Here is an 11,256-nt window from a genome sequence, read left to right on the forward strand (position 1 = left end):
GGCGGGCCAGCCGAGCCCGTGAAGGCCGAGGTCAGCGAAGGGGACGCGGCGGCGGGGCGGCGTTCGGGCGGCGGAGCGGCGGCCACCCGGGGCACGGTTTCCGGACATGACCGATATTCGCCGCCTCGCCAGGGCCCTGATCACCGTGCGGACAAAGTCCTTGTCGATCATTGATCACCCAAGTGGCCTTTGTTAACGTGCCCAGCGCAAACAGCAACTGCGGCTCTCACGCAAGGTGAGAACCTGTTCTCACTGCGTCGTCCCCCTGCCCGCCAACGAACTACCCACCGTTCTCGGAGTTCCGGACCGACACAATCGGACCGGCGCGCCCTTCTACACCCCGACCCTCGAAGTAGTCAGGTGAACGGTCTAACTAAATGACAGTCCAGCCTCAGGCAGATACTGCCGAAAAACTCGTCGGCGGCACGCTGGGGGAGCGGATCCGCACGTTCGCGGACGGCCCGCTCTTCCGCGGCGACGCCGAAGTACTGCATGGCCCGAACCCCTACCGCCGGATGCTCTTCCCCGCGGCGCTGGCCGAAGCCGACTTCGGCCGCCCGCTCGGCGCCGGGGACTGGCCGGCGCACCGCTCCCTCGCCGCGCACCGGCTGCTCGGCACCTGGTACGAGGCCGAGACGGTGCTGCTCCCCGAGCAGGGCCTGGCCGGCCTGCACGACGACTTCGACCTCTTCTACGGCCGTGACCTGCGGGAACTGCGGGAAGGCGCGGTCTCGGAGCTGGAACGGTTCGCGTTCGGCTGCCTGGACGACGCGGTGGACGTCAGCGGCGCCGCCACGCCCGAGGTGCTGGACGCCTACTTCCAGCACGTGGTGGCCGAGGCCGCCGCCGGACCGTCGCCCGCGCTGGCCGCCGTCGCCGGCGCCCGCGACCGGGAGAGCGCGGCGGACCTGTACCTGGTGCAGCTCGCCCTCGACGGGCTCACCGAGGCGTCCGCGATGTCGCGGAACCTGGCCGGCGCCTACGGCCCCGAGCAGTCCGCCCTGTTCAAGATCTTCATCGATGAATTCGGGTACGGCGTCTACGACGCCAAGCACACCACGATCTTCGCCAAAATGCTCCGCAGCCGGTCGATGGCCACGCATGTGCACGCGTACTGGAATTTCTACCTGACCGGTCCGCTGGCGACGAACAACTACTATTACTACCTGTCCCGCGACCACGCCAAGTTCTTCCGCTACGCGGGTGCGGTCACCTATGCGGAGGCGGTGTTCGCGCCCGCGTTCGTGGAGATGGTGAAGGTCTTCCGCGACATATTCGGCGACGCCGTCGACCTGCATTACTGCGACGAGCACGCGCATATCGACGAGCACCACGGGCGCATCACCCGGGAGCAGGTGCTGCTGGCCCTGGCGGAACGGCACGGCCCGCGCGTCGTCCCCGAGCTGATGCGCGGCGTCGCCGAGGCGCGGCTGGTCGGCGGCTGGTTCGAGGAGGACACCGCGGCGCAGATCCGGTGGGCCGACGACCTCCCCCGGCACCGCGACCTCGCGGGCGCCGCCCAGGTCACCGGGACGCGGCGGGTCGTCCTGACGCCCGGGAGCCCGTTCGGGACGCGCTGCCACGACGACGACACCGTCCTGGAGATCGAGCGCGGCGAGGCCGACCTGATCACCACGCCGACCGGTGCGCCCGAGCGGCTGGGACGCGGCGACGCGGTGCTGATCCCCGCCGGCCGGCTCTACGGCGCGAAGCCGGCCGGGGCGGAGACCGTCTGCCTGCTGCACACCGCCGCTCCCGGCTGATCCGTCCGCGCACGGACGGCGAGGCGCCCCGCCACCTCGCCATGTTCCCCTGCCCGCCGACCCGTTCACGCCACCCCCCGCCGCGGCGCCGCCCGCCCCGCCGCCGGCCGAACGACACGAGGAGCCCATGGGCCGCGTCATCGTCATGGACTTGAGCCGACACAACACCCTGCTGGTCGGCCACGACCGCTACTTCGTCCTCCGGTCGGACGGCCGGTCGCTGCTCGTCCACGATCACTGCCCGCACCGGGGCGGGCCGCTCAGCCTGGCGCGCCGCACCCCGGACGGGCTGCGGCTGACCTGCCCCTGGCACGGCACCAGGGTCGGGGTCGCCGCCTTGAAGCGCACCTGCCTGCCCATGGTGCGCAGCGGGGACGAGGCCATCGTCGTGCTCCCGGACGACATGCTCCCGGACGACGGCGGAGCGCCGGTCTCGGTCATCCGCCGCGAGATCCTCGCGAACCTTCCCCCGGACGCGGACGCCGACGCGGCCGCGCCGTGCGCCGCGGACACCGTCCGGCCCGAGGGGGCCGCGCGCCGATGAACACCCCTGCGAACCGAGGAGGCACCGTCGTGACCAGGACGCACGATTCCGACCCGGCCGATCCCTACCGGGCGGCGCGCACCGGCCCGGAGGGCACCGGCCTGGAGCTCGGCGAGTTCCTCGCCTGGGGCCGCGACCTGCACCATCAGGGCCGCTACGAGGACGCCGTCAAGGCGTTCGAGCTGATCCTCGGCATGGACCGCGGCAACGAGGAGGCGCTGATCGGCCGGAACCGGGCCGTCCGCCGCGCCGTCCCCCGCTGGCACTGGGAGATGCTGCACGACGAGGAGCGCGCGGAGCTGTACGACCGGGCGATCCGGCAGGCGGTCGCGGCCGACCCGGACGCGCTGGTGCTGGACATCGGCGCCGGGTCCGGGCTGCTGGCCATGATGGCGGCGCGGGCCGGGGCGCGGCGGGTCGTGGCGTGCGAGGGGCAGCCGTCCGTCGCCGAGACCACGGCGCGGGTGGTCCGCGCCGCCGGGTACGACGACGCGGTCACCGTCGTCGCGAAGATGTCGACCCGGATGGCGGTGCCGGCGGACCTGCCGAGGCGCGCCGGCCTCCTCGTCACCGAGATCGTCGACTGCGGGCTGCTCGGCGAGGGCATCCTCGGCACCATCGCGCACGCCCGCGAGCACCTGCTCACCCCGGACGCGACGATCATGCCGTCGCGGGGCCGGATCGTCGCGCAGCTGGTCGAGAGCGACGCGCTGCACCGCAAGAACCACGTGGGCAAGCTGTACGGCTTCGACCTCGCGCCGTTCAACCGGCTGGCGACGCTGGAGTACTTCGACTCGCGGCTGCACCGGCACGAGCACCGCGTCCTGTCCGAGCCGGTGACGGTGTTCGACTTCGACTTCCGCACCGCCGACGCCCGCCCGCAGCGCACCGAGCTGCGGATCCACCCGACGGCGCCGGGCAGGCTGCACGCGGTCGTGTTCTGGTTCGAGATGGAGCTGCTGCCGGGGATCACGGTGGGCAATCCACCCGGCCGCGACTCGCACTGGAAGCAGGCGATCCAGTGCCTGCCCGCCGCCCAGCGCGTCCAGCCGGGCGAACCCGTGGTGCTGGACGCGATGCACGACGGGGAGTGCGTGCGTTTCAAGGTCGCCGCCGGCGAGCCCGCCGGGGAGCCGCTCGGCGACCCGGTCTTCGAGGTGGTGTCATGACCGTCACGACCATCCCCACCGCCCAGGACGCCCTCGCGGCGTACTGCGCGCAGCGCATCTTCCGCCCGGGGCCGGACGTCTACATCGAGGGCAACCCGTTCCGGCGCCCGGTGGGCCCGCCGGACGCCGCCCGCCACGACTTCTCCGTCCCCGCGACGGAGGCCGGGTTCCTGGGCCGCGGCCAGCTCATCGCGGGACGCGTGCTCTGCAACGCCTACGAGAGCGACATGATCCTGCTGCCCGCCGCCGGGCTGGCCACGGCCAAGGACGACTTCGACCTGTTCTACGGCGACGAGGTGCGGCGGCTGCGCGACCGCGTCCGCCCGGACCTGGAGCGGTACGCCTTCTCCTTCCTGGACGACGCCGTGCCCGTCCCGCCCGTCCGGACGCTCGACGAGCTTCAGGAGTACTTCCTCACCGAGGTCGGCGGGGCGGGCGCGCCCGCCGACGCGTCCGGCGTCAACCCGGCGGTGGACGTGTCCGCGCCGGTGGCCGGCACCATGCGGGCCATCACCGAGTGCCGGCGCCCCGAGGACGCGGCGGCGCTGCACCTGATCCAGCTCGCGCTGGACGCGCTGACGGAGGCGTCCGCGATGGCGCGCAACCTCGGCGGGTCCTACGGCGTCGAGCAGTCCGAGCTCTTCAAGATCTTCAACGACGAGTTCGGGTACGGGGTCTACGGCGCGAAGCACAGCACGATCTTCAAGGAGATGCTGGCCAGCGTCGGGCTGCGCACCGACGTGCACGCCTACTGGAACTTCTACCTGACCAGCTCCCTGGTCGGCGTCAACTACTTCAACTGGCTCACCGAGGACCATCGCGGCATGTTCCGCTACATGGCCGCGGTGACGTACCTGGAGTGGCTGTTCGCCCAGGGGTTCGCCGACACGGGCGCCATGCTCCGGGCGGTCTACGGCGACCGGGTGGACGCCAAGTACTGCGACGAGCACGCCCACATCGACGTCCACCACGGGCGGATGACCTACGAGAACCTGCTGCTCGGGCTGGCCCGCACGCACGGCGAACTGGTGATCCCCGAGCTGGTGCGCGGCATCGAGGACACCAAGCTCCTGCTGCGGCTCGGCGACGCCGACTTCCGCGCCCAGATCGCGTGGGCCGACAGCCTGGACGAGCACACCGAGGCCGGCGCGTCGCTGGCGTCCGCCGCGCTGGACGACGCCGTGACCACCATGTTGCGCCCGGACAGCCCGTTCTGCACCGACGTGCACGAATCCGACCGCCTCGTCGAGGTCACGGGCGGCGAAGTGGACGTGTACGCGTGGGCGACCGACCGCCCGCACCGGCTCGGGACGGGCGACGTCCTGCTGGTGCCGCGCAGCCGGCTGCACGGCCTGAAGGCCGCCTCCCCCGAGGCGCGCGTGACCGTACGGACCATCGAAAGGACCTCCCGCGATGACTGACAGCCCTACGCCTCCCCCGAGCCCGGTCGGCTCGTACAACGAGTGGGACCCGCTCGAAGAGGTGATCGTCGGCGTCATCGACGGCGCCGCCGTCCCGCCGTGGCATCCGGCGATCGAGGCGACCGTGCCGCCGGAGGCGTGGGACTTCTACCGGCGCAACGGCGGCGGCGGGTTCCCGCAGGAGCAGATCGAGGCGGCCCGCGAGGAACTCGAAGGGTTCGTGTCCATCCTGGAGGCCGAGGGGGTGACGGTCCGGCGGCCCGACCCGGTCGACCAGTCCCGGTCGTTCGGCACCGCCGACTGGTCGTCCACCGGCGGGTCGTCGCACACCTTCCCCCGCGACATCGCGCTCGTCGCCGGCGACCGGATCGTCGAGGCGACGATGGGCTGGCGGTCGTACTACTTCGCCACCCACCCGTTCCGGACGATCTTCAAGGACTACTTCCGGCGCGGCGCCGGCTGGGTCGCCGCCCCGAAGCCGCAGCTCACCGACGCGTCCTACAACCCCGGCTACGCGGCGGCGAAGCCGGACACCCCGTCGCCCGACGACCCGTTCCCGGACGCGACCTCCGTCATCACCGAATTCGAGCCGATCCTGGACGCGGGCGACTTCATGCGGTTCGGCCGCGACATCCTCGTCCAGCGCAGCCACGTCACCAACCGGTTCGGGATCGAGTGGACGCGGCGGCTGCTCGCCGGCGAGTTCCGGGTGCACGAGGTCGCGTTCATCGACGACCACCCGATGCACCTCAACGCCACGTTCGTCCCGCTGCGCCCCGGCCGGGTCATGATCAACCCGGAGCGGGTGCGTGAGCTGCCGGAGATGTTCGCCGGCTGGGACACCGTGGTCTGCCCCGAGCCCGCCATCCCCGCCGACCAGACCATGTACTTCTGCAGCCGCTGGATCGCGATGAACACGCTGATGCTCGACCCCGAGCGCATCTTCGTCGAGGCGCAGGAGACCGAGCTGCTGCGCCTGCTGGAGAAGGAGGGCTTCACGCCCATCCCCGTCCCGTTCCGGACGGTCAACACGTTCGGCGGCGGCTTCCACTGCGCCACCCTCGACGTCCGCCGCCGCGGCGGGCTCGAAGACTACTTCGGCTCCTGACACCCGGATCGAGGTCCGCATGTCGCATCACCCGCAGGCGGGCGACGACCGCCCGCTCCTCCTGCTCATCGCGAGCAGCTACTGGGTCTACCGCAAGTACATCCTGGAGTCGGTGTCGGCGCACTACCGGCTCTGGCTCCTGAACCCCGCCCCCGCAACCTGGGAGGACCCCTACATCGTCGGCCACACCGTCGTCGACTGCCTCGACCTGGAGAAGCTGACGGCGGCGGCGCGCGAGGTCGCCCGCGACCACGGCGTCGCCGGGGTCTTCTGCTACGACGAGGTCTACATCGAGACGTCCGCGCACCTCAGCGCCGCGCTCGGCTTCCCCGTCCTCGACCCGGACGCGGTGGCGCGGTGCCGCGACAAGTCCGCGACGCGCGCGGCGCTGGCGGACGCCGGCTTCCCGCAGCCCGCGTCGCGTGCCGTGTCGTCCCTGGAGGAGGCCCGCGCGTTCGCCGCCGAGACCGGCTACCCGCTCATCGTCAAGCCCCGCAACCTGGGCGGCAGCCTCGGCCTCAGCAAGGTCGAGCGGCCGGACGACCTGGACGCCGCGTTCGCCCTCACCGACGGGACGCGGATGGGCGGCATCCGCCAGTTCGACGACTACGTGATCGTGGAGGAGTTCCTCGAAGGCCCGGAGATCTCCGTCGAGTGCGTCCTGTTCAAGGGGGAGTGCACGCCGCTGATCGTGGCGCGGAAGGTGCTGGGCGGCAGCGGCGACCTGGCGTTCGAGGAGATCGGCCACGACGTCGACGCGGGCGACCCCCTGCTGGCCGACGCCGGGTTCCGGGACACGCTGACCCGCGTCCACGCGGCCGTCGGGTTCACCGACGGGTTCACGCACATCGAGTTCAAGCTCACCCCGGACGGCGCGAAGCACGTCATCGAGATCAACGTCCGGCTGGGCGGCGGGATGATCCCCTATCTCGGCATACTGACGTCCGGCGTCGACGCGCCGCTCGCCGCGGCGGACGTGGCGGTGGGCCGTCCCCCGGACGTGGCGTTCCCGAAGCCGCGCAAGGCCGCGTCGATCCGGTTCGCCTATCCCCCGCACGACATGGAGATCGTGTCGGCGACCGCGCACCGGGAGCTGATGCGCCCGCCGATCACCGAGATCGAGGTCGGGACGCAGCCCGGCGCGCGGGTGCGGCTGCCACCGCACGGCCTGGCCCGCACCGGCTACGTCATCGCGATGGGGGAGACGCTGGCGGAGACCCGCGCCGCCGTCCCGGACGCCGGGCGCTTCTTCACCTTCAAGGGCACCCCGCTGGAGCCGGCGCCATGACGGCCACTGAGCACCCGACGATCCTCGCCACGCTGCGGGAGATGAGCGGGACCGTCCGGATCCTGGTCCTCGGCAACCTGGTCATCAACCTGGCCGCGTTCCTCAACGCGTTCCTGGTGCTGTTCCTCACCGACCGCGGCTTCAGCGCGTGGGAGAGCGGCGTGGTGCTGACCGCGCTGATGATCGGGCGGATCTCCGGGTCCGCCGCCGGCGGCGCCGCCGCCGACCGGTTCGGCTACCGGCGCGCGATCATCGGCTCGATGGCCGCCACCGCCGTGCTGACCGCGGCGCTCGTGCACGTCCCGAACATGTGGGTGGGCGCCCTGGTCGCCGGGGGAGCGGGCCTGTCCGCGCAGGCGTACCGGCCGGCCGCGCTGGCGTGGGTCGTGGAGCTGACGCCGGACGACCGGCAGGTCATCGTCTTCTCGGTGCTGCGGCTCACGTTCAACGTCGGCACGACGGTCGGCCCGATCGGCGCCGCGCTGCTGCTGACCTACGCGTCCTACGACGCGCTGTTCTACGTGGACGCGGCGACGTCGCTGGCCTTCGGCGTCATCGCCTACACGGCTCTGCGCTCCAACGCGGAGCCGGAGGGGCGGGCGGCGAAGCCGGGCGGCGGAGAACGCGCCGGATACCGGCAGGTGTTCGCCGACCGGCGGTTCGCCCTCGTCGTCCTCGGGCTCTTCCTCACCGCGATCGCCTACATCCAGAGCTCGGCCGCGCTGCCGCTGTACGTCACCGGCTCGGGCCACACCGAGAAGGTCTACGCGATGCTGCTGACCCTCAACGGCGCCATCGTGATCGCGTTCGAGGTGCTGCTGTCGAAATGGACGCAGCGGCTCCCGATCGGGCTGCCGATGGCGCTCGGCATGGCGATGCTCGGCTTCGGCCACCTGCTGTACACCGGGCCGTCCCCCGTCGCGATGCTCGTCCTCGCGACCGCCGTCTGGACGTTCGGCGAGGTCGTCGCGGCGCCCTCGATGATGGCCTATCCGGGCCTCGTCGCGCCCGCCGCGCTGCGCGCCCGCTACATCGCGGCGGCGACCATCCCGCAGCACGTCGGCTACGCGATCGGCCCGATGGTCGGCATCGCCGCCTGGCACGCCTGGGGTTCGGGCGTCTGGGTCCTCACCGGGTTCTGCGCGCTCGCCGCCGCGGGCTGCGTGCTGGCCGGCGCGGACGTGTCGCGCCGCCGGCCCGCGGCCGAGCCCGCGGAACCGGCCGTCACCGCGAGCCAACCGACGGACCAACCGACTTGAAGGTGAAGATTATGAACAGACCCGTCGTCGCCGTCGTCCGGCCGTTCAGCTCGTCGGCGCTGCTCGCGCCCGCGCTGCGCGAGGCCGGGTTCAGCCCCGTCGCCGTCATGGACTACGACGGGCCGGCGCTGGCCCCCATGCAGTCGGCCTACGACCCGTCCGCCTACGACGCGGTGATCAACCACCACGGCGACACCGCGGAGACGATCGAGCGGCTCGGCGCGCTGCGCCCGGTCGCGGTCTTCCACGGCGCGGAGGCGGCGCTGGAGCTGGCGCAGCGGCTGACCGACGCGCTCGCGCCCGAGTTCTCCAACGATCCCGCGCTGATGGACGCCCGGCGCCACAAGTACGCCATGCACCGGGCCGTCGCCGCCGCGGGCCTGCCCGTCCCCCGGCAGATCTGCACCGCCGACCCGGCCGAGGTCGCCGCGTGGATCGACCGCGAGGGGCTGGACGGCGTGGACCTCGTCGTCAAACCGCCCGCCAGCGCCGGCACGGTCGGGGTGAGCCGCGCGCCCGCCGGGCAGGGCTGGCGCGAACTGTTCGACGCGATGCTCGGCACGCACGACAAGCTCGGCGTGCTGGCCGACGAGGTCCTCGTCCAGGAGCAGCTGACCGGCACCGAGTACGCGATCGACACGATCAGCCACAACGGGCGGCACTCGATCACCGACATGATCAAGTACCGGCGGGTGCCGTTCGGCGAGGGCATCGCGGTGTACGACAGCGTCGAGTGGCTCCCCTACGACCGGGACGCCTATGGCGAGCTGATCGACTACGGCCTCGCGTCGCTGGACGCCGTCGGGCTGCGGAACTGGGCCGCGCACACCGAGATCATGATGACGCCGGACGGGCCGCGGCTGCTGGAGGTCAACGCCCGGCTGTCCGGCGCGGGCAACCCGGCGGTGACGTCCATCGCGTCCGGCGAGAGCCAGGTGACCCGCACGATCGACCTGGTGCGCGGGCACGGCCCGGACATGCCGCCCGGCTACACGCTGCACCGCAACGTCATGGCGGTCTTCCTGATGTCGCACTCGACGGGGATCGTCCGCAACGCGGAGATCTACGACCTGGCCCGCGACCTGCCCAGCTACCACTCGCCCGTGCACGTCGTGCGGACCGGCGACCACGTGGACGCCAGCACCGACATCTTCGCCAGCATGACGATGGGCTACATCATCCTCGCCCACGAGGACCCGGGCCAGATCCAGGCCGACCGCGAAGCCATCCGCAAGATCGAGAAGGATCTCGTCGTCGACACCGACGAAGGGGCCTCGTGATGGTGACCCGCGAGTACCTGGACGCGTGCGCCGGCGGCGGCCTCGCCGACGCCGTGTCCCGCGCCGACCTGCCGCCCGTGTTCCGCTCGGCGTGGGGGAAGTACCTGGCGACCCGTCCCCTGTTCTCCTCCGCCGAGCGGACGCGCCGGGCCGCGGACGACCTCGCCGGGCTGTTCCGGCTGATGACGTCCCTGCCGGACCGGCTGCTCGACGGCGACCGCCGCCGGTTCTGCGCCGCGATCGGCGCGGACGCGCGCCGCACGGACCTCATGACCCGGTTCGAGGGGGAGCCCGTCCTGTACGGGCGGGCCGACCTCTACGACGACGGTTCCGAGTTCCGCGTGCTGGAGTTCAACATCGGCAGCGAGCTGGGCGGCGTCGACATGAGCGAGGTCAACCGGGCCCTGCTCGCGGACGAGGAGTTCGCCGGGTTCGCCGCCGAGCACGGGCTCTCCACCGTCGACACCCCGGCCGCCATAGCGCGCCAGTTCGTCCAGGCCACCGGGAAGGAGGCGCCCGTCGTCGCGACGCTGGAGGCCATCGGCGGCATGGCGGCGTACGAGTCGCTGCACCGCTCCTTCCAGGAGACGATGAAGCGGTACGGCATCGAGCTGCTTCTGGGCGAACTGGGCCAAGTGGAGGTCAGGAACGGACGGCTGTACTTGCAGGGCCGCGAGATCGACCTCGTCCTGCGGTACTTCTCCGCCCACCAGATCGCCCGCGACCCGCGCAACGACGCCCCCGCCGAAACCGTCATGCGCGCCTACGCGGACGGCCACGTCGTCCTGTGGACTCCCCTCACGGCGTCGATGTTCTCCTACAAGAGCTGCCTGCCGCTGGTCTCCGATCCGGATATGCGGGCGGAGCTCTCCGAGGACGAGAACGCCCTGATCGACCGGATCCTGCCGTGGACGCGGACCCTGACCCCCGAGCTGGCCGATCAGGTCCGCGCGGAACGCGAGCACCTCATCCTCAAGCCGTTCGCGGGCCTGTCGGGCAGCGGCATCCGCGTGGGCTGGGAAGAGACCGACCGGGAATGGGCCGGGACGGTCGCCGACTGCCTGAAGGAGGACTACATCGTCCAGCGCCGCGTCGTCCCGGCGACGGAGCCGATGCTGAACGCGGAGACCGGCGCGGTCGAGGACTGGCTGGGCGTCTGGGGCCTCTTCGTCTTCCCGGACGGCTACGGGGGCGCCTTCTGCCGGGCCGTCCCGTCCGGTGCGGCGTCCGTCGTGAACCTGGGCACGCCGGGTGCGCGGGTGACCTCCGCCTTCCACTACTGAGTGTCGGGGTGTTCCGGCACGCATCGGCCGGTTTTGCAATGCGTGCCGGATTCTCCCGGTTCTCCCAGGTCGGCCGGATCGCAGCCTTTCCGGGGGGCGAAGTCCGCGGTTACCATCGCGCTGCCCCCGCCCACCCCGCCG

General features: G+C 72.0%; 9 protein-coding genes. All 9 read left to right on the plus strand.

Annotation, left to right across the window (positions count from 1 at the left end; all coding sequences use genetic code 11):
• Positions 1-377: 377 nt before the first annotated feature.
• The 9 genes from AL2_RS00690 to AL2_RS00730 all read left to right on the plus strand — a co-directional run bounded on the left by AL2_RS00690 (position 378) and on the right by AL2_RS00730 (position 11,115).
• Positions 378-1,763, plus strand: a complete 1,386-nt coding sequence (locus AL2_RS00690; protein WP_067628022.1) for an iron-containing redox enzyme family protein — start codon at positions 378-380, stop codon at positions 1,761-1,763.
• A gap of 151 nt (positions 1,764-1,914) precedes the next feature.
• Positions 1,915-2,307 (plus strand): Rieske 2Fe-2S domain-containing protein, encoded by a 393-nt coding sequence (locus AL2_RS00695; RefSeq protein ID WP_168444675.1) that lies wholly within the window; start codon positions 1,915-1,917, stop codon positions 2,305-2,307.
• 29 nt (positions 2,308-2,336) lie between these two features.
• Complete coding sequence (locus AL2_RS00700; RefSeq protein WP_067628028.1) at positions 2,337-3,476, plus strand: 50S ribosomal protein L11 methyltransferase; 1,140 nt, start codon at positions 2,337-2,339, stop codon at positions 3,474-3,476.
• Positions 3,473-4,897: an iron-containing redox enzyme family protein gene (locus tag AL2_RS00705; protein WP_067628030.1), complete on the plus strand. Its 1,425-nt coding sequence runs from the start codon at positions 3,473-3,475 to the stop codon at positions 4,895-4,897. Before AL2_RS00700 ends, AL2_RS00705 begins: the two co-directional genes overlap by 4 nt.
• Entirely contained in the window at positions 4,890-6,005 is a 1,116-nt protein-coding gene (locus AL2_RS00710; protein WP_067628033.1) for an amidinotransferase, read from the plus strand. The genes AL2_RS00705 and AL2_RS00710 overlap by 8 nt, the downstream gene beginning before the upstream one ends.
• Positions 6,006-6,024: 19 nt before the next feature.
• Complete coding sequence (locus AL2_RS00715; protein ID WP_067628036.1) at positions 6,025-7,293, plus strand: ATP-grasp domain-containing protein; 1,269 nt, start codon at positions 6,025-6,027, stop codon at positions 7,291-7,293.
• Positions 7,290-8,552: an MFS transporter gene (locus AL2_RS00720; protein ID WP_067628039.1), complete on the plus strand. Its 1,263-nt coding sequence runs from the start codon at positions 7,290-7,292 to the stop codon at positions 8,550-8,552. The genes AL2_RS00715 and AL2_RS00720 overlap by 4 nt, the downstream gene beginning before the upstream one ends.
• Before the next feature lie 11 nt (positions 8,553-8,563).
• Positions 8,564-9,832: an ATP-grasp domain-containing protein gene (locus AL2_RS00725; RefSeq protein WP_067628042.1), complete on the plus strand. Its 1,269-nt coding sequence runs from the start codon at positions 8,564-8,566 to the stop codon at positions 9,830-9,832.
• A complete protein-coding gene (locus AL2_RS00730; protein ID WP_067628045.1) occupies positions 9,832-11,115 on the plus strand; it encodes a hypothetical protein in 1,284 nt (427 codons plus the stop codon). Before AL2_RS00725 ends, AL2_RS00730 begins: the two co-directional genes overlap by 1 nt.
• Positions 11,116-11,256 lie beyond the last annotated feature (141 nt).

This window comes from Actinomadura latina NBRC 106108, assembly GCF_001552195.1.
Lineage (GTDB): Bacteria > Actinomycetota > Actinomycetes > Streptosporangiales > Streptosporangiaceae > Spirillospora > Spirillospora latina.